This window comes from Massilia aurea, assembly GCF_014200505.1.
In the GTDB taxonomy this organism is placed as follows: Bacteria; Pseudomonadota; Gammaproteobacteria; order Burkholderiales; family Burkholderiaceae_D; genus Telluria; species Telluria aurea_B.
Window position 1 is genome coordinate 1,142,697 of the sequence record NZ_JACHBX010000001.1, and the last position, 24,671, is coordinate 1,167,367.

22 protein-coding genes are annotated in these 24,671 nt (G+C 64.8%); 7 read left to right on the forward strand and 15 right to left on the reverse strand.

The window, feature by feature from the left end:
- Positions 1–24 precede the first annotated feature (24 nt).
- Both HD842_RS05100 and trxC read right to left on the reverse strand, forming a co-directional pair.
- Positions 25–387, reverse strand: a complete 363-nt coding sequence (locus HD842_RS05100) for a DUF4870 family protein (RefSeq protein WP_183551787.1) — start codon at positions 385–387, stop codon at positions 25–27.
- A 75-nt stretch (positions 388–462) separates the two neighbouring features.
- Positions 463–900, reverse strand: coding sequence for a thioredoxin TrxC (gene trxC, locus HD842_RS05105; protein ID WP_183551790.1), 438 nt, complete (start codon positions 898–900; stop codon positions 463–465).
- A gap of 143 nt (positions 901–1,043) precedes the next feature.
- On the opposite strand from trxC, the gene HD842_RS05110 reads away from it, so the two are divergent.
- The 4 genes from HD842_RS05110 to HD842_RS05125 all read left to right on the forward strand — a co-directional run bounded on the left by HD842_RS05110 (position 1,044) and on the right by HD842_RS05125 (position 3,466).
- A complete protein-coding gene (locus HD842_RS05110; protein WP_229424598.1) occupies positions 1,044–1,850 on the forward strand; it encodes a DUF72 domain-containing protein in 807 nt (268 codons plus the stop codon).
- 59 nt (positions 1,851–1,909) lie between these two features.
- A complete protein-coding gene (locus HD842_RS05115; protein WP_183553624.1) occupies positions 1,910–2,296 on the forward strand; it encodes a hypothetical protein in 387 nt (128 codons plus the stop codon).
- Positions 2,297–2,334: 38 nt separating this feature from the next.
- Entirely contained in the window at positions 2,335–2,910 is a 576-nt protein-coding gene (locus HD842_RS05120; protein ID WP_183551793.1) for a DUF1349 domain-containing protein, read from the forward strand.
- Between the two features lie 238 nt (positions 2,911–3,148).
- On the forward strand, positions 3,149–3,466 hold the full coding sequence (locus tag HD842_RS05125; RefSeq protein ID WP_183551796.1) for a DUF805 domain-containing protein: 318 nt from the start codon (positions 3,149–3,151) through the stop codon (positions 3,464–3,466).
- 33 nt (positions 3,467–3,499) lie between these two features.
- Here HD842_RS05125 and HD842_RS05130 read toward each other — a convergent pair whose 3' ends face one another.
- From HD842_RS05130 to mfd, 3 genes are all read right to left on the reverse strand, one after another.
- Entirely contained in the window at positions 3,500–3,946 is a 447-nt protein-coding gene (locus HD842_RS05130; RefSeq protein WP_183551799.1) for a hypothetical protein, read from the reverse strand.
- A gap of 107 nt (positions 3,947–4,053) precedes the next feature.
- A complete protein-coding gene (serB, locus tag HD842_RS05135; RefSeq protein ID WP_183553626.1) occupies positions 4,054–4,896 on the reverse strand; it encodes a phosphoserine phosphatase SerB in 843 nt (280 codons plus the stop codon).
- Positions 4,897–4,904: 8 nt separating this feature from the next.
- Positions 4,905–8,351, reverse strand: coding sequence for a transcription-repair coupling factor (mfd, locus tag HD842_RS05140; RefSeq protein WP_183551801.1), 3,447 nt, complete (start codon positions 8,349–8,351; stop codon positions 4,905–4,907).
- Positions 8,352–8,508: 157 nt separating this feature from the next.
- Between mfd and HD842_RS05145 the strand changes: the two genes are divergently transcribed.
- Entirely contained in the window at positions 8,509–9,828 is a 1,320-nt protein-coding gene (locus HD842_RS05145) for a GDSL-type esterase/lipase family protein (RefSeq protein ID WP_183551804.1), read from the forward strand.
- On the opposite strand, the gene HD842_RS05150 is transcribed toward HD842_RS05145, so the two are convergent.
- The 7 genes from HD842_RS05150 to HD842_RS05180 all read right to left on the reverse strand — a co-directional run bounded on the left by HD842_RS05150 (position 9,825) and on the right by HD842_RS05180 (position 16,221).
- A complete protein-coding gene (locus tag HD842_RS05150) occupies positions 9,825–10,784 on the reverse strand; it encodes a 5'-nucleotidase (protein WP_183551807.1) in 960 nt (319 codons plus the stop codon). The two genes, HD842_RS05145 and HD842_RS05150, sit on opposite strands and share 4 nt — an antisense overlap.
- Entirely contained in the window at positions 10,785–11,792 is a 1,008-nt protein-coding gene (locus HD842_RS05155; RefSeq protein WP_183551810.1) for an HDOD domain-containing protein, read from the reverse strand.
- Between the two features lie 90 nt (positions 11,793–11,882).
- Entirely contained in the window at positions 11,883–12,152 is a 270-nt protein-coding gene (locus HD842_RS05160) for a hypothetical protein (protein WP_183551813.1), read from the reverse strand.
- Positions 12,153–12,271: 119 nt separating this feature from the next.
- Positions 12,272–12,532, reverse strand: coding sequence for a hypothetical protein (locus HD842_RS05165; RefSeq protein WP_183551816.1), 261 nt, complete (start codon positions 12,530–12,532; stop codon positions 12,272–12,274).
- Between the two features lie 140 nt (positions 12,533–12,672).
- Complete coding sequence (locus tag HD842_RS05170; RefSeq protein WP_183551819.1) at positions 12,673–14,451, reverse strand: putative bifunctional diguanylate cyclase/phosphodiesterase; 1,779 nt, start codon at positions 14,449–14,451, stop codon at positions 12,673–12,675.
- Entirely contained in the window at positions 14,441–15,802 is a 1,362-nt protein-coding gene (locus HD842_RS05175; RefSeq protein WP_183551831.1) for a sensor domain-containing diguanylate cyclase, read from the reverse strand. Before HD842_RS05175 ends, HD842_RS05170 begins: the two co-directional genes overlap by 11 nt.
- Entirely contained in the window at positions 15,799–16,221 is a 423-nt protein-coding gene (locus HD842_RS05180; RefSeq protein ID WP_229424600.1) for a PAS domain-containing protein, read from the reverse strand. The genes HD842_RS05175 and HD842_RS05180 overlap by 4 nt, the downstream gene beginning before the upstream one ends.
- 154 nt (positions 16,222–16,375) lie before the next feature.
- On the opposite strand from HD842_RS05180, the gene HD842_RS05185 reads away from it, so the two are divergent.
- Positions 16,376–17,605, forward strand: a complete 1,230-nt coding sequence (locus HD842_RS05185; protein WP_183551834.1) for an AMP-binding protein — start codon at positions 16,376–16,378, stop codon at positions 17,603–17,605.
- A gap of 22 nt (positions 17,606–17,627) precedes the next feature.
- On the opposite strand, the gene HD842_RS05190 is transcribed toward HD842_RS05185, so the two are convergent.
- Positions 17,628–17,987, reverse strand: coding sequence for a DUF1428 domain-containing protein (locus HD842_RS05190; protein WP_183551837.1), 360 nt, complete (start codon positions 17,985–17,987; stop codon positions 17,628–17,630).
- A 96-nt stretch (positions 17,988–18,083) separates the two neighbouring features.
- Positions 18,084–20,537, reverse strand: a complete 2,454-nt coding sequence (locus HD842_RS05195) for a penicillin-binding protein 1A (RefSeq protein WP_183553630.1) — start codon at positions 20,535–20,537, stop codon at positions 18,084–18,086.
- Between the two features lie 205 nt (positions 20,538–20,742).
- Between HD842_RS05195 and HD842_RS05200 the strand changes: the two genes are divergently transcribed.
- Entirely contained in the window at positions 20,743–22,995 is a 2,253-nt protein-coding gene (locus tag HD842_RS05200) for an OPT family oligopeptide transporter (RefSeq protein WP_183551840.1), read from the forward strand.
- Positions 22,996–23,111: 116 nt separating this feature from the next.
- On the opposite strand, the gene HD842_RS05205 is transcribed toward HD842_RS05200, so the two are convergent.
- A complete protein-coding gene (locus HD842_RS05205; RefSeq protein ID WP_183551843.1) occupies positions 23,112–24,617 on the reverse strand; it encodes a peptide MFS transporter in 1,506 nt (501 codons plus the stop codon).
- Between the last annotated feature and the right edge of the window lie 54 nt (positions 24,618–24,671).

Here is a 24,671-nt window from a genome sequence, read left to right on the forward strand (position 1 = left end):
AATGGGGCCGCTGGCCCCATTTTTTTACACCGGCATCGCGCGGTTGTTGTTCAAATCGATGAAGCCGCGGATCAGGCGATACGCTTTCCAGATCCATGCCACCGGCCACACCACCCACGCGGCGGGAATGCCGATGATGGTGGCGAACAGCACCGCGCCAACGGCCATCCACACCACGTACCACCAGAACGAGCGGATCATCCACGTGTGGTGGGTGTAGACCATCGTACCGGCCGTGTCCGGGCGTTTGACGTAGTTGACGATCACCGGCACGATCGACAGCATGCCGAGCGAAAAGAAGAACGTCAGCGCATGGATCACATACAGGATGCGCGCCCAGTGCTTGTTGTCTTCGACGCCTCGTTCCAGAATCAGTTCTTGCGACATACCGTCTCCTCGTGCGGGGACAACCCCCTTTGTTGCCATTGTAGCAGCACAATTCGCAATACTGATTCTGCCGCTTTATCCGATGTGCTGGCGCACCCAGGCGGAAAGGCGCACCGCATCCATCGCGCCGGACTGGCGCGCGATTTCACGGCCGCCCTTGAACAGCGCCAGCGTCGGGATGCTGCGGATCGCAAAGCGCGCCGACAGATCCTGCGCACGCTCGGTGTCCACTTTCAGCAGGCGTACGGCGGGCTCGAGTTGCCCGGCGGCTTGCGCATACGCAGGCGCCATCATCTTGCACGGGCCGCACCATTCGGCCCAGAAGTCCACCAGCACGGGAATATCGTTGCGACCGATGTGGCGCTCGAAGCGCGCGCTGTCGACGTCCAGCGGACGCCCCGTGAACAGGGGCTGCGTACATTTGCCGCAAGTGGGCGCGTCCTGCAGGCGCGACTGCGGCATGCGGTTGACGGCGTCGCAGTGCGGGCAAACGATGTGGGTTGGTTCGGTCATGCTGGCTTCCTCCGTTCGATACGATGTTCTTATTGTAAGCGGGGCCTGGTCTGCACGTCGCCTGCACGTCGCCAGCGCTTCCATGCGCCGCCCGCCGCCTCCGCTCGCTAGAATGGTTGCAATAATATAAATGAGACGATCGTATGCCTGAGCAGAATATGCTTGGCCGCCTGCTGGTCGGTTGTGCTGGCTGGAGCCTTGGGAGCAAGGACTTCGCCGCGTTTCCGGCAGAGGGAAGCCACCTCGAACGCTACGCCGCCGTGTTTCCGGCCGTGGAAATCAACTCATCCTTCTACCGGCCCCATAAACCCGAAACCTATGTGCGCTGGGCCGCCAGCGTGCCCGAACATTTCCGTTTCGCGGTCAAGGTGCCGCGCGCGATCACGCATGACGCCCGTCTACGGGATGTCGATGCATTGCTCGACCGGTTCCAGGGCGAAGCCGGCATGCTGGGCGACAAGCTGGGCTGCCTGCTGGTCCAGCTGCCGCCGCGCTTCGGTTTCGATGACGTGCTGGCGCATGCATTCTTTGGGCAGGTGCGTGAACGTTTCGGCTGCAGCATTGCGTTCGAAGCGCGTCACGCCAGCTGGTTTTCTGAGTCTGCCACGGCGACGCTGCGCGAGTGCGGCATAGTGCGCGTCATCGCGGATCCTGCCGCCGGCCAGCCCGGGGAGCACCAGCCGACGAGCGATACCCACGTCTACGTGCGCCTGCATGGCGCGCCGCGCATCTATTATTCGGCGTATCCGGGCGACGAGATCGCCCGCTGGCGCAGCCGCATCGATCGCGAGGTCACAGCGGGCCGCACGGTATGGTGCATCTTCGACAATACAGCCGAGGGCGCGGCCGTGCCCAATGCGCTCGAACTGATGAGGCATGAAGTTGCTCCATTGGGCGATCTGGGCGGGGTAGAATCAGCGAGTCCAAACGTCACCGCGCCATCCGAGTGAACTCATTCACCGCCGTCCCGTCAGAGCCGGACCCGACTGCAGGTCCGCAGCCCGCCGCCGTGCCCCTGCGCGTCGAGTGCCCGCCGGGCGCCTGCGTCTGCGATCGGGCGCGCGTGCTGGCCGATCCGCAGCTGGACCAGCGCCCATTGACGATCACGCGCCAGCAAGAACTCAAGCTGATCGAGCGGATCGAGCGCGTCGACAGTCTCGCCGACCTGCAGCACGTGCAGGGACTGATTCACAAGAACATCGGCGCAACGCTGCACATCGCGCCGGGGCCAAACGAGGTACGCAGCGTGCGCGGCATCGTGATCGTGCTCGATGACCGGCCCGGTCTGTGCAAGAAGGTGCGGCAATCGGTGCCGGCAGCGGTGCGACGCTGCTTGACCATGCGGCCCGAGATCGCCTGGGCGATTCTCGACGCGCACGATCTGTTTGGCAGTTGATGGCCGAGCGCAGCGACACATTACGAAAGAGAGATGAGATGTTCAACGAATGCACATGGCTTCACACGCCACCCGAATGTCAGATCGACCAGGACACGTTAAAAGTCATCACCAGCCAGAACACGGACTTCTGGCGCATTACCCAATACGATTTCATTCATGATAACGGCCACTTCTTTGGCAGGCCCGTCGATCACGCGTTCACTGCCCAACTGCATGTGCGCGCGGACTTTCAGGCCTTGTATGACCAGGCCGGCTTGATGGTGAGAATCGACGAGACCCGCTGGATCAAGATCGGTGTGGAGTACTCGGACGCTCAGCTGATGCTCAGCACCGTGTTGACCGATGAAAAGTCCGACTGGGCCGTGATGCCGGCACCGCCCATCAGCGACGGCTTCTGGATCCGCGTGACCGTTGGTTCTGGCACTGTCAGGGCGCAGTATTCGGTGGATGGCGTCGTATGGCCAATGCTACGCCTGGCACCGTTTCCCGTCGCGGATCGTTACCTTGTCGGCCCTATGTGCTGCACGCCACAACGTGGCGGGCTGGAGGTAGTGTTCAGCAAGTTCTCGGTACAACCGGCACTGCAGAAGGATTTGCACGATTTGTCGTAAGCGCGAGGCCGTGGCAAAGCCGGGGTCAGGCGGCATCTGCCCCTGCTTTTCTTTTCAACCACCGTGACAGTCTGCGAGTTTTCGTCAATAGCTGGCTGATATAGTGAGTCGAGTGTCAGATTCGGCCATGCATTGGATTTATCTGCTTGAATGCCGATGACCGACAACGTATGAACTGTCCCGGTCCAACAGGCGCTCCATTGATTTCTCATCAAATAAAACGAAAAATGCCAACTCGATGAACATGTCTACTGCAGTCATTCGCTGTTTGAGGAAGTACGCGGATTTTAGTGGTACCGCGGTCAGGTCCGAGTTCTGGTGGTTTTACCTGTTCAACGTACTTGTCACGGTTCTACTGTACTTCTCGCCTGACGTCATCAATTTCATCGGGCTCGCAGCACTGCTTGTTCCATCCCTGTCCAGTGCCTCGCGTCGGCTACATGACACCGGTAGAAGTGGCTGGTGGCAGCTTCTCATTCTCGTTCCCTTCATCGGCTCGCTTGTGCTGATCGTGTTTCTGGTCCAAAAGAGCAAATTCGCCAGTATCGATGCATAAAAAAAACCGGCATCGGCCGGCTTTTATTCTGCATTACCTGCGGTACGGAAAACGCGACCCGATATGCCCGCCCCAGCCACGACCGCGGTGGCCGCCCCAGCTGCTGCGGCCAAAGTCGAAGCCCAGTCCGATCGAGATCGGCGGATACCAGTAGTTCGGCTGCTCGACATACACCGGCTGCGGCACATACACCGGCTGCTGCTGGATGTACACGGGCTGCTGCTGGACATACACCGGCTGCTGCGGTTGGTAGTACGGCGTCGAATAGGTGGTGGCAGGCACAGGCGTCGAGGTGACGGTGCTGCCGCCCGACGATGCAACACGCGCACCGGTACCGATTGGCACGGGCGTCACGGACACGACACGCCACTGGCTCGGATCTGCCGGTTGTGCGTAGCCTTGATTGTTGTAGTAGGGGCCTGGCGCGGCGCAACCGGCCAGCGCGCCCAGAGACACGATAATGATGGCAAGATTTTTCATGGCGCTCCTCCTGATCAAGCCATCATACGAGCTTGCGGCCGAGGCGGCGCACGGTTTTACACGCTGTTACAGCGGGCAAACAACCGGTACACATGCGTGGCCGCTCATCAAGCCAGAATCGTCAGCAACCCGTCCAGGCCGGAAAAATTGAGCGCCACATCGGCCTGCGCGCGTACGACCGGCTTGGCGCGAAACGCCACCGACAGCCCGGCAATGCCCATCATGCGCAGGTCGTTGGCGCCGTCGCCCATCACGACCGCCTGCGACGGCGAGATGCCCAGTTCAGTGCACACGCGCTCGACGGTGCGTTTCTTTTCTTCCGCATCGACAATCCCGCCGACGACGCGGCCGGTCAGCTTGCCATCCGCGATCTCGAGCACGTTCGCGTGCGTGTAGTCGAGCCCCAGGCGCGCGCCGAGGCGCTCGGTGAAGAACGTGAACCCGCCCGACACCAGCAGCGTCTTGATGCCAGCCGCCTGCACGGCCTTTAGCATCGCCTCGCCTCCCGGCGAAATGCGCAGGCGCTCGTCATATACCTGTTGCAGCGCGCCCGCGTCCAGCCCCGCCAGCAAGGCGACGCGGCGCCTGAGGCTTTCCGAGAAATCGAGCTCGCCGCGCATTGCCGCCTCGGTGATCTCGGACACCTGTGGCTTGAGGCCCTGCATGTCAGCGATTTCGTCGATGCACTCGATCGTGATCAGCGTCGAATCCATGTCCATCGCCACCAGACGCACATCGGCCAGCGAGCGGCCTGCCGCGATGAAGGTGGCGTCCACGCCAGCCTCGAACGCAGCAGCATCGACACGCTCTTTCAGGTCGGCGTCGAACGTCACGCCTTCACAACGCAGCACATGCGCGCCCACGTCCGTGGTGCGCTGCGGACTGGCCAGTTGCGCCAGGCGCGCCAGTGTGGCGGGATCGGCCTGCGGGCCTTGCAGCACCAGATTCATCGTCGTGTTCATGCGAGTAGTTGTTTGATGGTCTGTTTGATCTGGTTCACGCGTGCCGACAGGTCGGGCATGCTGGCCGTGATGCGCAGCTTGTCCTGGCCGGCCAGCTTGACGTGGCGGTTCTTCTGGATCAGCGTGATGATCCTGATTGGATCGATCGGCGGCTTTTCCATGAACTGCAGACTGGCCGCTTCGCCATGGGCGTCGATCTTGACGATGCCCACGGCCTTCGCGGCGATGCGCAACCGGTGCGTCTCGACCAGCGCCTTCACGGGCTCGGGCAGATTGCCGAAGCGGTCGATCAGTTCCTCCTGCATGCTGTCGATACGGTCCGAGCTTTCGCAGTTTGCCAGGCGCTTGTAGATCGACAGGCGCTCATGTACGTCGCCGCAGTAGTCGGCCGGGAGCAGGGCGGGCACGTGCAGATTGATCTCGGTGGTCGACGACAGCGGCGCGGCCAGGTCGGGTTCCTTGCCGGCCTTGAGCGAGCGTACCGCTTCGTTGAGCATGTCCGAGTACAGCTGGAAGCCGATCTCCAGCATCTCGCCGGACTGGTTCTCGCCCAGGACCTCGCCCGCGCCCCGGATTTCCAGGTCGTGCATCGCCAGGTAGAAGCCGCTGCCCAGTTCTTCCATCTGCTGGATGGCGTCCAGGCGGCGCTGCGACTGCTTGGTCAGGTTCTGCACGTCGCTCACCAGCAGGTACGCATATGCCTGGTGGTGCGAGCGGCCCACGCGTCCGCGCAGCTGGTGCAGCTGCGCCAGGCCGAACTTGTCGGCGCGGTGCATGATGATCGTGTTCGCAGTCGGCACGTCGATGCCGGTCTCGATGATGGTCGTGCACAGCAGGATATTGAAGCGCTGCGCCACGAAGTCGCGCATGACTTTTTCCAGGTCGCGCTCGTGCATCTGGCCGTGTGCCACGCCGATGCGGGCTTCCGGCAGCAGCTCCTGCAGCATCGCGCGGCGGTTCTCGATGGTGTCGACTTCGTTGTGCAGGAAGTAGATCTGGCCGCCGCGCTTGAGTTCACGCAGGCAGGCCTCGCGGATGATCGAGCCGTCTTCGCTGCGTACGAAAGTTTTGATCGCCAGGCGCTTTTGCGGTGCGGTGGCGATGATCGAAAAGTCGCGCAGGCCTTCCAGCGCCATGCCCAGCGTGCGCGGGATCGGCGTGGCAGTGAGCGTGAGCACATCGACTTCGGCGCGCAGCGATTTCAACGCTTCCTTCTGGCGCACGCCGAAGCGGTGCTCTTCGTCGATGATGACCAGGCCCAGGCGCGTGAACTTCACGTCGGGCGAGAGCAGCTTGTGGGTGCCGATCACGATGTCGAGCGTGCCGTCGGCCATGCCTTTGATCGCGTTGTTGATCTCCTTGCCGGTGCGGAAGCGCGACAGCTCGGCGATCTTCACGGGCCAGTCGGCGAAGCGGTCGGCGAAGGTCTGCGCATGCTGCTCGGCCAGCAGCGTCGTCGGCGCCAGGATGGCGACCTGTTTGCCACCCATGACGGCGATGAACGCCGCGCGCAGCGCGACCTCGGTCTTGCCGAAGCCGACGTCGCCGCACACCAGGCGGTCCATCGGGCGGCCCGACGTCATATCCTTGATGACGTTGTGGATCGCCTCGGCCTGGTCGGGCGTCTCTTCAAAGCCAAAGCTCTGCGAGAAGTTTTCGTAGTCGACATTCGAATATTCGAACGCGTGGCCCTGGCGCAGGGCGCGCCGCGCGTACAGGTTCAGGAGCTCGGCAGCCGTATCGCGCACCTGCTCGGCGGCCTTGCGCTTGGCTTTTTCCCACTGGCCCGAGCCGAGCGAGTGCAGCGGCGCGTCTTCGGCCGCCGTGCCCGAGTAGCGCGCGATCACGTGCAGCTGCGAGACCGGCACGTACAGCTTCGTGTCTTTCGCGTATTCCAGATGCAGGAACTCGGTCTCGCCTTCGCCCAGGTCCATGCTGGTCAGGCCCATGTAGCGCCCGATGCCATGGTTGATGTGCACGACCGGGTCGCCGATCTTGAGCTCGGACAGGTCGCGCACCATCGACTCGACCTGGCTCGTCGCTTCCTGCTTCTTCTTGCCGGCGCGCCGGCCCGAACCGGCATACAGCTCGGTCTCGGTGATGAAGACCAGGTGGCCGGCGCCCGCATCGAGCAGCTCGAAGCCGGCCTGCAGCGGCGCCACGCCCAGCGCCAGCCGGGCGTCGCTGGCGCGGAAGCCCTCGAAGCCTTCGACCGGCGTCAGGTCGAGCCGGTATTCGCTGAAGTATTGCTGCAGCGTTTCGCGCCGGCCGGCCGAATCGGCGCAGATCATCACGCGCGTGTCGCTGCGCTCGAGGTAGGTGCGCAGGCTGGCCAGCGGATCGTCCAGGCGGCGGTTGACGGCAACATCAGGAATCGGCGCCGACAGTTCAGACGCAGGTGCGAGCGGGTCGCGCGCGATATTCCAGCGGCCGTGCGGCTTGATGCAGGTGAAGAACTGCTCGGCGCTCAGGAACAGTTCGGTTGGTTCCAGGATCGGGCGCTCACGGTCGCTTTTCAGGAAGCGGTAGCGCGACTCGGTGTCCATCCAGAAGCGGTTGATGGCGCCCTCGATATCGCCAACGAGCGCCAGCGACGCGCCGTCGGGCAGGTAATCCAGCAGCGTCGAGGTCGAGTCGAAGAACAGCGGCAGGTAGTATTCGATACCGGCTGCGGCGATGCCGTTGCCGATGTCGCGGTAAATCGGCGAGCGTGACGGGTCGCCCTCGAAGCGTTCGCGCCAGCGGCCGCGAAAGCCTGTTCTTGCCGCTTCGTCCATCGGGAATTCGCGGCCCGGCAGCAGGCGCACTTCGCGCACCGGGTACAGCGAGCGCTGGGTGTCGGCATCGAACGTGCGGATTGATTCGATCTCGTCGCCAAACAGGTCAAGGCGGTAGGGCAGGGCAGAGCCCATCGGGAACAGGTCGATCAGGCCGCCGCGCACCGAGTACTCGCCCGGCGACATCACCTGCGACACGTTCGTGTAGCCGGCCAGTGTGAGCTGCGCCTTCAGGCGCACTTCGTCGAGGCGCTCGCCTTGGCGGAAGAAGAACGTGTAGGCCGCCAGGAACGACGGCGGCGCCAGGCGCACCAGCGCCGTGGTCGCCGGCACCATCAGCACATCGCACTGGCCGTTGCGGATCTCGTGCAGCGTGGCCAGGCGTTCGGACACCAAATCCTGGTGCGGCGAGAACGCATCGTATGGCAGCGTTTCCCAATCCGGCAACAGGTGGCAGGCCAGCTTGCCATCGGCGAACCACGGGATTTCATCGAGCAGCCGCTGGCCGTCGCTGGCATTGGCCACGACGACGGTGAGCATCTGGCCCTGGGCCTTGAGAGCAAGGGCGGCAACCGCCAGCGCATAGGCGTCGGACGAACCGTGGAGGAGCGGCAGGACGAAACGATGGCCTGCTTTGGGGAGGTGTTTCTCGAGGTCGAAAGGCATGCCGCGTGCTTGAAATATCCGTGAAAAAGGCGCTGGAAAGTGGTGGCCAATTATAGTCGAACGCGTGCCTGCTCGCCGCGCAGCGTGGAGAGCGGCAGCTTGTCGAGACGCCAAATCACGGGCATGATTGCGCTAACATAAACACCACGGAGATACGATGCGCCCTGCTTACACGGCCTTGCCACTGCTTGTTTCATGCCTGCTGAGCGCAGCAGCCAGCGCGGCGCCGCCAGCGCCGGTGGTCCTGCTGGGCGATGCGCCGCGACCCGGTGTCGCCATCCTGGCGCTGGCGCCCGATACGACGCACCAGCTGGACGGCGAGAAGGTCAACGCTGACGCCGCGCTGCGCACGACGTTCCCGGATAGCGCCATCGAACTCGCGCGTAGCAAGCGGCCCGACGGCGCCACGGCGCTCACGCTGCAATGGCGCCAGATCTGGAAAAGCGGCGTGGCGCTGGAGACGGCCCCGCAGGACCTGCGGCCATTCCTCGCGCGCGGCACGCTGGCGTTCGACCTGAAGGTCGATGCGCTCGACGCTGGTGGCCTCATGGTCAAGGTCGGGTGCGGTCCATCCTGCGAACGCCAGGTGCCGTTCGTGCTGCCGGGGCGCGCCGCGCAGGGCAAGGGCTGGCAGCGCGTCGTGCTGGCGCTGTCGTGCTTCGCCCGCGATGGCGACGATTTCTCGCAGGTGGCACGGCCGTTTGCGCTGGAAGGCACGGGCAGTGGCCAGGTCAGCATCGCTAACGTGGCCATCGCACCGGACGGCACGCCCAATACGGCGTGCGCGGACTGGCGTACGGTGGCCGTCACGCCGGCCAAGCTCGACGAAGCCTGGTCGATCGACTGGTGGCTGCCCCGTCATCGCCAGAAACTGGACGAGGCGCAGCAGATGGTGCGCGACGCGCGCAGCCCGCAACTGGTGTTCATCGGCGACTCGATCACGCAGGGCTGGGAAAAGGAAGGGGCGCCCGTCTGGCAGACGCACTATGCGAAATTCAATGCGCTGGACCTCGGCTTTGGGGGCGACCGCACCGAAAACGTGTTGTGGCGACTCCAGAATGGCGCCGTCGATGCACTCGATCCGAAGGTGGCGGTGCTGATGATCGGCACCAACAACACGGGCTTGCGAGGCGATTTCGCGGCCAGTACTGTGGCGGGCATTCGCCGCACTCTCGACGAGATCAAGCAACGGCTGCCCCGCACGCGCATCCTGCTGGTGGCGATTTTCCCGCGCGATGCGACGCCCGAGAGCCCGCTCCGGCACATCAACGAAGCGATCAATGCGCAATTGCCGGCGCTGGCCGATGGCAACCGGGTCGTGTTCCTGGACGTGAACCGAGCGTTCCTTGCGCCGGACGGCACGTTGAGCAAAACGATCATGCCCGATCTGCTGCATCCGAACGAAGCGGGCTACGCGATCTGGGCGAAGGCGATGCAGCCGGAACTGGATCGCCTGATGGCGCTGCCGCGGCTCTAGGGAATTGTGTCCGTGCGTTCGACGATGCGCCGGTTGGCGACGCCGAACGGCACGTGCACCATCGGGATCGTGCCGCCCGGGCCGGATTTGAGATGCGTGAGCTGGTCATCGAAAAAGATGTGCGGCTTGAACACCGAGAGCACGCGCGCCTTGTCCATCCCGCCCAAAAAGAACGTCTCGTCGGCCGAGACGCCCCAGCTGCCCAGCGTGGTCACGACGCGTTCGTGCGCCGGCGCACTGCGCGCCGTGATGATGGCAATGCGCACGATGCGGCGGTAGTCCGGGTCGGCCTGCTGGGCCTCGTGTTCCAGCTGCTGCAGCATGGCCAGCTTGCGAAACATTCCGGCCAGCGGGCCAGGCTGGTGCGGGCGCGCCATGTGCAGGGTTTCGTGGGCGTGGAACTCGCCCAGGTCGTTGTTGCGCTTGTAGACCGTTTCGGATTCGTCGTCGGCGATGACGCCATCGAAGTCGAATGCCACCCGCAGCTCGATGTCGTCTTCTTCGTCGGCGATCGCGGACGGCAGCACGAGACCGGCCGGGTAATCGACCGCGATGGCGCTCTTGACGTCCTCTTCGTTCGCGGACAGGAACAGGGCGGTGTTGAATGCCGGCAGATACGGGTAGGGCGATTTGCCGCTCATGAACACGGCGCGCGAGATGTCCAGGCCGTAGTGGGCGATCGAACGCATCACACGCAGGCCCGTCTCGGGCGAATTGCGCGAGAACAGCACCACTTCAACGGGCGCCTGCTGCGGGAAGCACCGGTTGAGGCTCAGGAAACGCCGGATGAACGGAAACGCGACGCCGCGCGCCAGGATGACGTCGCGCTGGCGCGCCTGGTGGCTGCGGTAGGCTTCCGGACCCTCATCCAGATACACCTGGTGCGAGTCGGACAGGTCGAACAGCGCGCTGGAGGCGACGCCGATCACGAGTTTTTCTTCGATGGGAAAGGGCATTCAGGCGTCCTGCCGGTTGGTGTTGTCGGTGTCGTTGAAGGTATCGTAGACCTGGCGCAGGCCTGCGGGCAAGGCGGCCACGGCGCCCACGAATGCCGGCTGGCCGCCCCCGGCCAGCATGTGCAGCTTGGCCAGCCGGTCGGCCTCGCCCAGCGCAGCGGGCAGACTGGTGGATACGGTTGCGGCGTCGCCCAGATGGGCAATGGCGTGGCCGATGGCCGGTGGCAGTTCCCACTCGCCGGCAATCCCGGCCGAGATCAGGCGCGCGGCGTGCACCAGGCGCAGGCCGAAGGCATCGCTGTCGGGCAGGCCGCCGGTGGGCAACAGGCCATCGATCACGCGCAGGGCCACAACCAGCCCGACATTGTGCATCAGCCCCGCCAGATAAGCTTCGAACGGATCGGCGCCGTGGCTTGCGGCCAGCAGGCTGGCCGCCTGCGCGCATTTCTCGGACTGGTTCCACAACTGCGGCGCGACGAGGCGCGCCAGGCGGCTGGTCTGCAGGCTGATAATCCGGCGAAACGCCACGCGCGCCAGCAGCATGCGCAGACCGTTCTGGCCAAGCAGCAGCAGCGCGCCTTCCAGGTTGCGCACGGGCGAACTTGGCTGGTAGTACGGGCTGTTGACTTCGCGGAGGACTTCCGCGACCAGTACGGCGTCCTGCGCCACCTGGCGCGCAAGATCAACCGATGAAGCGGCGTCGCTGCGCAGGCTGCGCAGCACTTGCGGGATCACGGCCGGCACGCGCGGCACGAGGGTGCTTGCGGTGTGCGGATCGCGCATGAGGCGCGCCAGTTCGTCGAGTACCAGGGTTTCGTCGCCCGCAGCGCCCGTCACGTGTGGACCGGCCAGCCAGTGAAAAAATGCGAGATCCAGGTCAAGCGCGGGCTGCTCTTGGGCGAACGGCATGATCGCCGCTACAGACGGCGGCAAGGTAGACGGGGAGGGATCATGGTCGACAGGCCCTGTGGGCGCGGCGCCAAACAGGCGTGCAAGCCAGCGCTTCATGGGGAGGGCACTACGAGAGGTATGGGCATGGAGCGATTCTACCGCGCCAGCCCGACGCACGACCGGAGACCCGGCCATGCGTGAATCGCATTACTGCTTCGTGTCCGAGCTGGTCGTCGTGTGACCAGTGTTGGTTGGCGTGCTGGCGGTGCCAGTAGCCATCGGCGCACCGGTATTGGCGCCATTGGTCGGGGTAATGCCCATCTGCGCATCGACCGTCGCGTTGCCGGTCGAGCCAGCAGCCGTGGTGCCCATCGAGGACGAACCGCTGCTGCTGGTGCCCATGGTGTCGGTGGTGTTGCAACCGGCCAGTGCGAAGGCCATGATGCCGCCAATGAGTGCAGTGTGAAGAGTTTTCATAGCATTGCTCCTTGAGAGTGGAATGACATGGTCAGGTGCGGCCACCCGGAGGTGACCGACTGACTACCCACGCTCACGGTGTGCAGCTGTGGGTTCGTGCTTCTGCTTCTGCTTCCGGATCAGCGGCCGGTGGCCGAGTTGGTGACTGGCTCGTTGTTGCTGGTGGTGCCCGAGGCGCTGTTCACGCCGGTGGCACCGGTGGCGCCCGAATTCCAGCTACCCTGGCCTGCGGTGGTGCTTGGGGTCTGCACCGAGCCGGTGGTCGACATCGTGCTGCTCGAGCCCGACATGCTGTCGGTCGTCTTGCTTGGCGTATCGCATGCTGCCAGCCCAAAAGCCATCATGCCTGCGATCAGTGCGGTTCCGAGGGTGCGTGTCATGGTTGTCTCCGTGATGATTAAGTTGTCTTATCATCAAGCAGCCGCGGGTTTACACGAATAGGAACGGAGAGTTCATTCTTGTAGGACGACACGCCCAGCGCACGTCAGCGCAGGCGTCAGTACAAGGCTCAGTCCAGGCGTCAATGAACTTCTGCGTCGTGGGTAGCCAGCCAGTCCAGCAGCTCGGGGGCTGGTAACGGCCTGCTGTAGAAGTAGCCCTGCACTTTGTCGCACAGGTGGTTGCGCACCACATCCAGCTGCGACTGCGTTTCGATGCCCTCGGCCACCGTGGTCATCCCCAAGCTGCGGGCAACCTTGACGGTGGCTTCGATCAGCACGCGATGATGGGCGCTGGTATCGGCCTGGCAGACAAACGAGCGATCGATCTTGACCGTGTCCACGGGCAGCAGGTGCAGGCTCGACAGCGATGAATAACCGGTACCGAAGTCGTCCAGCGCCAGCTGGATGCCCAGCGTCTTCAGGTCGTGCAGGCGCTGCTGGATATCCTGGTCCTGGGCGGCGAGGCTTTCGGTCACTTCCAGCTGCAGGCAGCCCGGCGGCATGCCGGTGTCGCGCAGGATCCGCCGTACGCCGTCGATCCAGCCCGGTTGGGCGAGCTGCGCACGCGACAGGTTCACGGCCATCAGGCCGGGTGCGCGCTCGCCCAGGCGCGCGCGCCAGTCAAGAAAATCACGGCAGGCGCGTTCGAGGACGAAGTCGCCCAGCATGCCGATCAGACCGCATTCCTCGGCCACCTCGATGAAGTCGATCGGTGGCACGATGCCGCGCACCGGATGGCGCCAGCGCACCAGCGCCTCGACACCGGCGGCGTAATCGACGCCGCCACACTGCAGCAGGCGCACGACCGGCTGGTACACGACGAACAATTGTTCTTCGACCAGGGCCTGGCGCAGTTCGGCTTCGATGCCGGCGCGGCGCGCTGCGCGTTCGCGCATGCTCGGCGCGAATACCATGTGGCGGTTGCCGCCGGCCCGCTTGGCCTCGACCATCGCGATGCCGGCGTCGCGCAGCACGTCGTCCGGCTCGCGCAGTGCGATCTCCGGGTCGTCCAGGCTCCAGGCCAGGCCGACACTGGCGCCGCAGACGATGTCATGGCCATCCACCAGATACGGGTGGGCCAGCGCATCGAGCAGGCGCAGCGCGATGCGCTCGGCATCGGCGCGCCCGCGCAGGCCGTCGAGCAGGACGACGAATTCGTCGCCGCCCGTGCGGGCTGCCAGCTGGCCGGCCTGCGTGCCTGGTTCGATGCGGCCCAGTGCCGGGCGCAGCGCGCCGCGCAGGCGATCGGCCATGTGCATCAGCAGATGGTCGCCCACGGCCTGGCCCAGGCTGTCATTGAGCTGGCGGAAGCGATCGCAATTGAGTGTCAGCACCGCGAAGCCGACGTCGGACACCGGCAGCGCCAGCAGGTGCTGCAGCGCGTCGCGCACTGCCTCGCGGTTGGGCATGCGGGTCAGGGTGTCGGTGCGGGCAGCACTGCGCAGGCGGCGCGACAGTACCTCTTGTTCGCGCTGCACTTCGAACGTGGCGTCGGCCACGGTCGCCATCAGGCGCTCGGGGTCGAGCTTCATCAGGTTGAGTGCCAATACCTGCAGGCTGCCGCTGGCCGCGTGCGGCACGCCCACTGGCAGGCGCAAGCCTTCGCAGATCATGCCGGACGGTTCGAGAAATGCCTCGACCATGGTTGCCAGGTGCGGCGCCACGGGCGCCAGCACGTCGAACAGGTTGTCCAGGCCCTGCGCGGTGGCCAGCGGCATCAGGAGCCGCGACGCCATCGGGTTGAGCATGTCGACTGTGCCGTCGAGCGAGGTCTGGGCCAGGCCGATCGGCGCCCGGTACAGGAACTGCACCAGCGCTTCGTAGGCATCGACCGCCTCGTGCTGCACTTTAGGCTCCATCGAGCGCCTCCTGGGGGGCAGCGACGGTGTCGGGTTGCCAGGCCAGCGCGCGGTTGCGGCCGGCGCGCTTGGCCGTGTACAGGGCCTGGTCGGCCTGCTTGATGAGCAGGTCGACGCCGCCATGGCCGTCGAGGGCGACTGCCACGCCGGCGCTGATCGTGCACACGATCGCCTGGCCGTCGAAGCTCTTGGCATCCAGCGCGACGCGCGCGCACAGGCGTTCGGCCAGATCCAGCGCGTGCGCCAGGTCGGTCGAGGGCAGCAGCACGGCGAATTCCTCGCCGCCGATGCGCGCCACGACATCGACTTCGCGGAAGAAGTCGAGCAGGATCGCCGCCAGGTGCTGCAGCACGGCGTCGCCGCCCGGGTGCCCGTAGCGGTCGTTGATGGCCTTGAAGTGGTCGGCGTCGAGGATGATCACCGCCGTCGGCCGCGGCGCGGCGCGGCTGCGCTCGAACTCCTGGCTGGCGGCGTCGAACAGCGCGCGGCGGTTGGCCAGACCAGTGAGGTGGTCGCTGAACGCCTCGCGCCGGCGCCGCTCGGCGATGTCGCGCTTGTCGCTCACATCGCGCAGGATCAGGCAGTAGGCCGGGCCCTCTTCGCAGGGCAGGCTCGGGGCGCCATCGGCGGCTTCGCGGTCGGCTTCCGGCAATGGCGCGATCATCACGCTGCCCCAGAATGCGCTGCCGTCGGCGCGCAGCAGGCGGCTTTCGTCCAGCGCCCAGCCGTCGGCATCGGCTTCGCGCAGGCGGTCCAGCGCGCGCTCGGGCGTGATCGCATCGTTGGGATAGAACATCGTGTAGCTCTGGCCCTCGGCGGCGGGGCCGAAGCCGGTCACGCGGCCGATGCTCGGGTTCCATTCGCACAGGCGGCCCTGGGAGTCCAGGCTGGCCAGTGCGTAATCGGTGATGCCGGTCAGGACCGCATTGAGCCAGGCGTCGTTCTGCCGCTGGCGGCATTCGCGCCGCACCTGCTCGGTGATGTCGTCGATAACGGCCATGATGCGGCTGGCGTCGAGCCGCAGCAGCGTGATCGACAGGATCTGCGGCATGCGCTTGCTGCAGCCGCTGCCGGCATGCAGGTGCACGTGCATGCCGTCGCAGATCTTGCCGCTCTGGACCGTGCTTTGCTGGCACAGGTTGCGCAGGTCGGGCGCGATGTCCTCGAGCGCGACGAACAGGTTATCGAGCCCGCCATTGCGTGAGTGCGGCATCAGGAGCTGGGCCGCAATCGGGTTGATCATGGCGATTTCGCCATCGGCGTCGAGCTGCACCAGCCCAACCGGGGCGAGATACAGGAACTGGATCAGCGCCTCATATTCCGCGCTGAGCTGGGCGAGGTCGTCAGTCACTTTGGCTGCCGCTTGACAAGAACGTAACGCGTGGCGCTGCCCGGGGTGGACAGCAGGCGCAGGGCGACTTTGACCGGACGCATGCGCAGCGTCAGGACGTAGTCGATGGTTTCGTCGAGCGCGACGTTTTGTTCCAGCGCGTCATCGAAACGCTGCGCCACCATGAAGTTGTTCATGCATGGTGCGACGTTGGTAAACAGCGGCTGGCCCAGGACGCGCTGCGGCGACAGGCCGGCGGCTTGCGACTCGAACGCGTTGTACTGGTTGACCTCGGTGTTCGCGTCGAAACCGATGACGCCAAAATCGAGCTGGTCCAGTTCTTCAGGAGAACACGCGTCGAGTCGGCTGGCCATCTCGGGAAAGTCAAAGGCAAAAGTCATGAATTGGGTGCCGACGCGCGGCCATTGGATATTGGTCATCGATGTTGCCATGTGCAATAAACGCGTGTCAATTGCCCATTTGCAACAATTCACTATTTAATTGCGAGAATGCGTCTTTCACCACAGTCCGCGGCAAATTGACAGCCTCGTGTTTCAACGTCACCATGCCTTCCTCTTCATGTTCTCACATTTCATGACATATACACCGGATGATGCGGCCCGTTGGTGGCGCGACGGGACGGGCTTGCAGCGCGTGGTTGCCGACCTGCTGGGCGCTGAATTGGCGGCGCTGCGGCCTGGCAGGCAGACGCTGGCGCAACCCTGGCCGGCGTCGCTCGATCTGCGCGTGGACCTGGGCGCCGATTCCCTCGAGCTGATGGGACTGGCGTCGGCGCTCGAAACCCAGTTGCACCTGCAGGGGACGGCCGACGCGCCGCTGCTGAAGCACACGCGTCTGGGTGACTGGCTGGATGCGGCGCGCGCCGGCCTGGATGCCCACGGCAGCGCGCTGACGTTTCGTACCTCTGGCAGCAGCGGCGCGCCCAAGCCATGCACGCATCGGCTGGCCTTGTTGTGGCAAGAAGTCGACGCGCTCGCCGAATTGCTGCCCGGCCGCCGGCGCATCGTCAGCCTAGTGCCGGCGCACCATATCTATGGCTTCCTGTTTACCGTCCTGCTGCCGCGCCGTCTGGGTATCGACGCCGTGTGCGACCTGCGCGGCCATGCGCCGACGGCGCTGGCTGTCCAGCTGACGGCGGGTGATCTCGTCATCGGGCATCCCGATCTGTGGCGTGCGTTCGGCCAGGCCGCCGGGCCGCTGGCGCCGGACATCGTCGGCGTGACCTCGACGGCGCCGTGTCCGCTAGATGTGGCCCGTGCTGCGCTCGGCACGGGATTGGCGCGGCTGGTGCAGGTGTATGGCAGCTCCGAGACCGCTGGCGTCGGCTGGCGCGACGAACCCGAGGGCGGCTATACGATGTTCCCGTATTGGTCACGCGATGTCCAAGGCGATGGGCTGGTGCGCCAGTGTCCTGACGGGACGCGTCAGCCAGCCATGCTGCAGGACCGGCTGGCGTGGCGTGACGACGGGCGTTTCCAGCCGGATGGGCGCATCGACCAGGCGGTGCAGGTCGGCGGCGTCAATGTGTTTCCGGGTTATGTGGCCGATGTGCTGCGGCTGCATCCGGCCGTGCTGGAGGCCAGCGTGCGCCGTATGCGGCCTGATGAAGGCGAGCGGCTCAAGGCCTTCGTGGTGGTGCGTGACGGCATGACGTTTGATGCCGGTCTGCAGACCAGTTTGCACACCTGGCTGAGCGAGCGCCTGACGGCGCCCGAATGCCCGGCAGCGTATTCGTTCGGGCCGCGCCTGCCGCGTGGAACGAGCGGCAAGCTGGCCGACTGGATCATCGACAGCGAAGTCTAGGGAACTCGCGGCGTGCGCGCGTCTACAGCGCGACGAAGGTCTCGAAGCCGCCAAAGAACATGCGCTTGACGTCGAACGGCACGCCGCCCGGTTGCATCATGGCGGCCAGGCGTGGATCGCTCATGACTTTTTCATTGACCGCATCGCGGTGGGCCCGCGATTCATAGACGGCCCAGGCGAGGATCACCGTTTCGCCCTCTTTGAGTTGTACGCTCTGCGGGAACGACGTGTGTTCGCCGGACGAGACGTCGTCAGCAATCCATTCACGGTATTCAAGCGCGCCATGCTCGCGCCAGACGGCGCCGGCCAGTTGGGCCTGGGCGCGGTAAGTTTCGATGCTGGAAGTGGGAAGCGGAAGGACAAAACCATCGACATATGCCATGTGGATCTCCCTGGACGGTTGGATGCGCGGCGCGCGTCTGTGACCCACCAGTACACGGCCCACAAGGTTCCCGACGGTGGTGTCGGGAACCTCAGGCTACCACAGGCTGTTGTCGGGTGCCGGTGCTTGCGGGGGCTGTTGCGGCGGCAGCGCTGGCGGCTGCGGTGCTTGCGGTGCTTGCGGTGCCGGCTGCGGCGGCTGCGCCGGCGGCGTTGGGGGCGCGACATTGGGCAGGGCCTCGAGCGGCGACGGTCCCTCGAGCGGTGCGTCGTCGAGCGGCTGCTGGAACTCGTCGACCGGCGCCGCCGGCGGCGCGACTGCGATGTCGATGGTGCGGGTCTCGACCGCATCGGCATATTCGGGATAGATCCAGTCGCGGCCATCGTTGACCAGGTCGTCCGGTGGCGTGCGCTCCTGCGGCGGGACCTTGGCCAGCGCCACGCGCATGTAGTCGATCCAGATCGGCATCGCCAGCGTCGAGCCGAATTCGCGGCCGCCCAGCGAGCGCGGTTCATCGTAGCCCATCCACGATACCGCCACCACCTTGCCCGCGTAGCCGGCAAACCAGCCATCGATCGCATCATTCGTGGTGCCGGTCTTGCCGGCCAGGTCGGTGCGCCCAAGCTGCTTGGCCGAGCCGGCCGCAGTGCCAAAACGGGCCACGTCGCGCAGCATGCTGTCGACGACGAAGGCATTTCTTGCCGTGATGACGCGGGTGGCTTCCTGCGGGCCCTGGGATGGCGGCACTTCAGCAATCACGCTGCCATTGCCGTCGACAATGCGCTGGATCAGGTAGGGCTTGACGCGGTAGCCGCCGTTGGCAAACACCGAGTAAGCGCCGGCCAGCTGCAGCGGCGTGACGGCGCCCGTGCCCAGCGCCATCGTGTAGTTGCGCGGATGGCGCGCCAGGTCGAAGCCGAAGTGCTCAAGGTACTGGTGCGCGAAATCGACCGACACCGCACGCAGCACGCGCACGGTCGGGACGTTCTTGGACTTGACGAGCGCCTGGCGCAGCGTGACTTCGCCATCGAACACGCCGTCGTCGTTTTGCGGGCGCCATGGATTGTCCTCGCTGGCGCCGGGCAGTTCGATCGGCGCATCGAGAATGCGGGTCGTGGGCGAATAGCCTTTTTCAAGGGCGGCCGAATACACGAACGGCTTGATACTCGATCCCGGCTGGCGCCACGCCTGCGTCACGTGGTTGAACTTTTGCAGGTTGTAGTCGAAACCGCCGACCAGCGCGTGGTAGGCGCCAGTCTCAGCGTCGATCGCCACGAACGCCGCCTCGACCTGGGGCACCTGCACGATGGCCCAGTCACCGGCCTTGTCCTTGCTGACGCGGATGACCGCGCCCGGTGTGATCCGCAGCGACTCGCGCGCCGTAGGCTGCAAGCCGGGGCTGGCGAATTTCAGGCCGGCGCCCTTGATGACGATGTCTTCGCCGGACAGCAGCGTCACCCGCACCTGGCTCGTGCTGGCCGCCAGCACGACGCCGGCCAGCAAGCCGTCGCTGGAGCGGCGCGCCTGCAGTGCATCGGCAATCGCCTCGTCGCGCTGTTCAGGGTCAGATGGCAGCTCGACGCGCGCCTCGGGGCCGCGGTAGCCATGGCGGCCATCGTAGGCCAGCACGTTGCGGCGCACCGATTCATACGCGGCCTTTTGCTCGGCCGCGCGGATCGTCGTCGTGACCACGATGCCGCGCGTGTAGGCTTCTTCGCCGAACTGTTCGTAGACCGCCTGGCGCGCCAGCTCCGCGACATACTGGGCCGGCGTATCGAATTTCTGGCCAGCGTCGCGTTTGACGCGCAGCGGTTCGGCCAGCGCCGCGGTGTACTGCGCCTGGGTGATCGTGCCCAGTTCGAGCAGGCGCTTGAGGATGGCGTGCTGGCGCGCTGCAGCGCGTTTCGGGTTCGATACCGGATTGGTGCGCGCCGGATTCTGCGGCAGGCCGGCCAGCATCGCCGTTTCGGCCAGCGACAGCTGATCGAGCGTCTTGCCGAAGTAGCTGCGCGCTGCGCTTGAAAAACCGTATGAGCGCTGGCCCAGGTAGATCTGGTTCATGTACAGCTCGAGGATCTGGTCCTTGGTCAGCGAGCCTTCGATCTTGTAGGCGAGGGCGACTTCGGTCAGCTTGCGCGACAGGGTCTTCTCGTTGGTGAGGAAGAAGTTGCGGGCGACCTGCATCGTGATGGTGGATGCGCCCTGGCGGAACCCGCCGCGCAGGTTGGCGCGGGCTGCGCCCATCGCGCGGATGAAGTCGATGCCGCCGTGTTCATAGAAGCGCGTGTCCTCGATGGCCAGCACCGCGCTTTTCATCATCGCCGGGATTTTCGCGATCGGGACAAAGTCGCGGTGCTCGACGCCGAACTGGCCGATCAGCACATTGTCCTGCGTGTAGATGCGCAGCGGGATCTTGGGGCGGTAGTCGGTGACGGCGTCGATCGCCGGCACCTTGGGGCTGATCGCGCTCCACACGCCGATGGCCAGGCCGGCCGCAATCAGCACCAGCGCAGCGAAAAAGATCAGCACGTACGCGTACGCGCGCTTCATGCCCAGCAGGGTTTTTCCGGACTGTTGGTTGGTCGCTTTCACTGCCGAACTCTCACTGTAAAAGTTGCTGCAGGCCACGTGGTGGGCCAGGATCGGGCGATTATAGTCCGCTTTCGGCGCGCGCTTTCTTTCCGTACGTGCATGTGCGATATTCCTGCTTTCGGTTCGTCCGCAGTGGCGAGCTACGCCCGCCAACAAGGACACCATGCCGCCCGATTCAAGCTTCAAACCGTATATTCCCGCCCATGCCCAACTGGCAGAAATGACGCCACGCGCCCTGATCATGGGCGTCATTCTCGGCATGATCTTCGGCGCGTCGTCGCTGTACCTGGTGCTCAAGGTTGGCCTGACCGTCAGCGCCTCGATCCCGGTAGCGGTCATCGCCATCACGCTGTTCGGCGTGGCCAAGCAACTGGGCGCACGCGAATCGACGATCCTCGAAAACAGCATCGCGCAGACAGCCGGTTCGGCCGGCGAATCGCTGGCCTTCGGCCTGGGCGTAACCATGCCGGCGATCCTGATCCTGGGCTTCGACCTGGAAATCTCGCGCGTGCTGCTGGTGGGCGTGCTCGGTGGCCTGCTCGGCATCCTGATGATGATCCCGCTGCGCCGCACGCTGATCGTCGACCAGCACCGCGAACTGAAATACCCGGAAGGCACGGCCTGCGCCGAAGTGCTCAAGGCCGCGGCGACCGACGTCTCGCGCGACGCTGCGGGCGAAGTGCGCATCGCCGGCAGCGACGCGGTGCGCATCGCCAAGCGCCGCGCGCTGCTGATTTTTGGCGGCTTTGGCATCGGCATCCTGTACAAGACGCTCAGCGTGTCGTTCAAGGGCTGGCGCGATACGGTCAACTTCGAGTTCGGCGCGCCGCTCAAGACGGGCAGCATCGGCGCCGAGATCTCGCCCGAGCTGGTGGGCGTGGGCTACATCATCGGCCCGCGCATCGCGTTCACGATGGCGGCCGGTGGCGTGCTGGCGTCGCTGATGCTGGTCCCGATGATCAAATTCTTCGGCGAGCTGGCCAGCACGCCGCTCTCGCCCGGCACTATCCCGATCCGCGACATGACGGGCGACGATATCCGCAGCGCCTACATCCTCTACATCGGTGCCGGCGCAGTCGCCACGGGCGGCCTGATCTCGCTGGCGCGCTCGCTGCCGACAATCTGGAATGGCTTGCGCGGCGGCCTGGCCGGCATGAAGAACAGTCGCGACGCCGTAGTTGATACCTCCTTGCGCACCGACCGCGACATCCCGATGAAGTGGGTCGTCATCGGGTGCCTCGCGATCGTCGCCGTCATTTCGCTGGCCGCGCCGCTGCACATGAACGTGCTCGGCGCGGTGCTGATCTTGGTCTTCGGCTTTCTGTTCGCGACCGTGTCGTCGCGGCTGGTGGGCGAGATCGGGTCGTCGTCCAATCCGATCTCCGGGATGGCCGTGGCCACGCTGCTGTTTACCTGCCTGATCTTCCTGCTGATGGGCTGGACGGGCGGCCAGTATTACGTGACGGCGCTGTCGGTCGGCGCGATCGTCTGCATCGCCGCCAGCAATGCCGGCACCACGTCGCAGGATCTGAAGACCGGCTACCTGGTCGGCTCCACACCGCGCATGCAGCAATACGCGATCCTGTGCGGCGCGTTTGCATCGGCGCTGATCCTGGGACCGGTGCTGCTCAAGCTGAACGACGCGGGTACCGTCTACGTGCCGGCAGCGCAGGTGGCGCCAGGCCTGACGGTCGATGCGTCCCGGTTGACCGACACCGGCACGCTGCATGGCCCGCAGGCCGACACGGACAAGAACACCTATAAAGTCTGGCACAAGACCGACACGGTTGGCGGCCCGGCCGGCAAGTACTTCGTCGACAACGCAGGCAAGGCCGTGTACCTGGTCGACCCGGGCATCAACGGCCACCACAAGACGCGGCCCGATGGCACCGAAGTGAAAAAATACGATGCGCCGAAAGCCGTGCTGATGTCGTACATCATCAAGGGCATCCTGGACCGCGAGCTGCCATGGACGCTGGTGCTGTTCGGGGTGATGATCGCGATCGTGCTGGAGATGGCGGGGATCGCGTCGCTGGCGTTTTCGGTGGGCGTCTACCTGCCGCTGGTGGCAACGCTGCCGATCGCCATTGGCGGCACGGTGCGCTGGCTGGCAGACCGCCGCAACAACAAGCTGCCGCAGAACCTGGGCCTGAACGAAGAAGAGCGCCAGGCCGCAAATGACCGCAGCTCGGGCGTGCTGCTGGCATCGGGCTATATCGCCGGCGGCGCACTGGCCGGGATCATCATCGCAATCACGGCGGGCGTGCTGACGGACTTCGACGCTGCGGCTGCGCGCTGGGCCGAAGCGTACAACCCGTTCTTCGCCGGTGACAGCGCGAACGTCCTGAGCATGCTGCCGTATGCGGTGATCGTTGGGCTGCTGTTCTGGGTCGCGCGTGAGAAGGCGGTACGGTAGGGTGGACGGGTCCCCCGTCCACGCGTTCAAGATTCCAACATCGCATCACATCAAGGTGGTTGAAACAAAAAACGGCGGCCCGCAGGCCGCCGTTTTTTTATTGGTGCGAATGACGCTTACTTCACGCCGTGCATCAGCTTCTGGATCACCGGTGCCAGCAGCACCAGCAGGATGCCGCCGCCCAGCAGCGACAGCAGACCAAAGTTGTAGCCGTCGAGCGCCGATGCCACCGTCATGCCGGTTTCACCCGAGACGTGCGAGGCGAAGATGCCCGACAGGTTGTTGCCGATACCGGTCGACAGGAACCAGCCGCCCATGCCCAGGCCGACGAGGCGGGTAGGGGCCAGCTTGGTGACCATCGACAGGCCGATTGGCGACAGGCACAGCTCACCGACCGACTGGATCACGTACACGGCGAACAGCGTCCAGAACGGGATCTTGCCGTTACCGTCGATCAGCTGCGACAGGGCGTAGACCAGCAGGCCGAACGCGATGCCGTTGAAGATCAGGCCCAGGCCGAACTTGCGTGGAATCGATGGGTTGGCGTTGCGCTTGCCCAGCCAGACCCAGACGGCGGCGATGATCGGTGCGAAGACGATGATGGCCACCGAGTTCACCGACTGGAACCAGGCGACAGGGAAGGTCCAGCCGTTCAGGTTGCGGTCGACGATGTTATCGGCCAGGAAGGTGAACGAGCTGCCGGCCTGCTCGAAGAAGCACCAGAACAGGACGTTGAAGAAGAAGATGATCATCATCGCCCAGGTCTTGTCGCGGGCCACTTTGCCTTCGCGGATACCTTCGATGATCAGCATCGCAGCCAGGCCGATGAACAATACGGTCAGCAGGATCTGCAGGTTGGCAGCGCCGGCTTGCAGCAGCATGTAGACGATCGGGATCACGATCAGCGAACCGACGATGACGACGGCCAGGCGCTTTGGGCTGGCCAGTTCGCCGACCGGTGCGCCGATGCCCTGGAGCGTCTTGCGGCCGATGAAGAACCAGACCAGCGAGATCAGCATGCCGATGCCCGAGGCCAGGAACACGATCTTGTACGCTGGCATGGCGGCGGTGCCGAACACTTTTTCAGCCAGCAGCTGGGTCAGGATCGGTGCGAAGAATGCGCCGACGTTGATGCCCATGTAGAAGATGGTGAAGCCGGAATCGCGACGGGTGTCGTTCAGCGCGTACAGCTGGCCAACCATGGCCGAGATGTTTGGCTTGAACATGCCGTTACCGACGATGATGGTCGCCAGACCCAGCTTGAACACGTCCTGGTTCGGAATCGAAATCATGAACAGGCCGGCCGCCATGAAGATGGCGCCGACCAGAATCGAGCGTTGATAACCGATGACGCGGTCGGCCACGTAGCCGCCGAAGACGGCGCCGGCATACACCAGCGCGAGGTAGGAACCGTAGGTGAGGTTGGCACTGGCCTGGCCTGCCGCGTCGCCGGCATAGAACTGGCCGACGATGTAGAGGACGAGTGCCCAACGAATGCCATAGAAAGCGAAGCGCTCCCAGAATTCCGTCATGAACAGCATCCACAGCGGTGCTGGATGGCCCATGATCTGCTTGAACTCTGGAAGAGGTCCCCGAGCTGGGGTAGTAGCTGCACCGCTCATGCGGTTCCTCCCGAAAATGTAATGACAAGGTAATTGTTATATGGCGCTATTCGA

Bases quoted from the DNA above. Each gene is read 5' to 3' on its own strand.
- HD842_RS05100 (WP_183551787.1), bottom strand. From the start codon at position 387: ATGTCGCAAGAACTGATTCTGGAACGAGGCGTCGAAGACAACAAGCAC.
- trxC (WP_183551790.1), bottom strand. From the start codon at position 900: ATGACCGAACCAACCCACATCGTTTGCCCGCACTGCGACGCCGTCAAC.
- HD842_RS05110 (WP_229424598.1), top strand. From the start codon at position 1,044: ATGCCTGAGCAGAATATGCTTGGCCGCCTGCTGGTCGGTTGTGCTGGC.
- HD842_RS05120 (WP_183551793.1), top strand. From the start codon at position 2,335: ATGTTCAACGAATGCACATGGCTTCACACGCCACCCGAATGTCAGATC.
- HD842_RS05125 (WP_183551796.1), top strand. From the start codon at position 3,149: ATGAACATGTCTACTGCAGTCATTCGCTGTTTGAGGAAGTACGCGGAT.
- HD842_RS05130 (WP_183551799.1), bottom strand. From the start codon at position 3,946: ATGAAAAATCTTGCCATCATTATCGTGTCTCTGGGCGCGCTGGCCGGT.
- serB (WP_183553626.1), bottom strand. From the start codon at position 4,896: ATGAATCTGGTGCTGCAAGGCCCGCAGGCCGATCCCGCCACACTGGCG.
- mfd (WP_183551801.1), bottom strand. From the start codon at position 8,351: ATGCCTTTCGACCTCGAGAAACACCTCCCCAAAGCAGGCCATCGTTTC.
- HD842_RS05145 (WP_183551804.1), top strand. From the start codon at position 8,509: ATGCGCCCTGCTTACACGGCCTTGCCACTGCTTGTTTCATGCCTGCTG.
- HD842_RS05150 (WP_183551807.1), bottom strand. From the start codon at position 10,784: ATGCCCTTTCCCATCGAAGAAAAACTCGTGATCGGCGTCGCCTCCAGC.
- HD842_RS05155 (WP_183551810.1), bottom strand. From the start codon at position 11,792: ATGAAGCGCTGGCTTGCACGCCTGTTTGGCGCCGCGCCCACAGGGCCT.
- HD842_RS05160 (WP_183551813.1), bottom strand. From the start codon at position 12,152: ATGAAAACTCTTCACACTGCACTCATTGGCGGCATCATGGCCTTCGCA.
- HD842_RS05165 (WP_183551816.1), bottom strand. From the start codon at position 12,532: ATGACACGCACCCTCGGAACCGCACTGATCGCAGGCATGATGGCTTTT.
- HD842_RS05170 (WP_183551819.1), bottom strand. From the start codon at position 14,451: ATGGAGCCTAAAGTGCAGCACGAGGCGGTCGATGCCTACGAAGCGCTG.
- HD842_RS05180 (WP_229424600.1), bottom strand. From the start codon at position 16,221: ATGACCAATATCCAATGGCCGCGCGTCGGCACCCAATTCATGACTTTT.
- HD842_RS05185 (WP_183551834.1), top strand. From the start codon at position 16,376: ATGACATATACACCGGATGATGCGGCCCGTTGGTGGCGCGACGGGACG.
- HD842_RS05190 (WP_183551837.1), bottom strand. From the start codon at position 17,987: ATGGCATATGTCGATGGTTTTGTCCTTCCGCTTCCCACTTCCAGCATC.
- HD842_RS05195 (WP_183553630.1), bottom strand. From the start codon at position 20,537: ATGAAGCGCGCGTACGCGTACGTGCTGATCTTTTTCGCTGCGCTGGTG.
- HD842_RS05200 (WP_183551840.1), top strand. From the start codon at position 20,743: ATGCCGCCCGATTCAAGCTTCAAACCGTATATTCCCGCCCATGCCCAA.
- HD842_RS05205 (WP_183551843.1), bottom strand. From the start codon at position 24,617: ATGAGCGGTGCAGCTACTACCCCAGCTCGGGGACCTCTTCCAGAGTTC.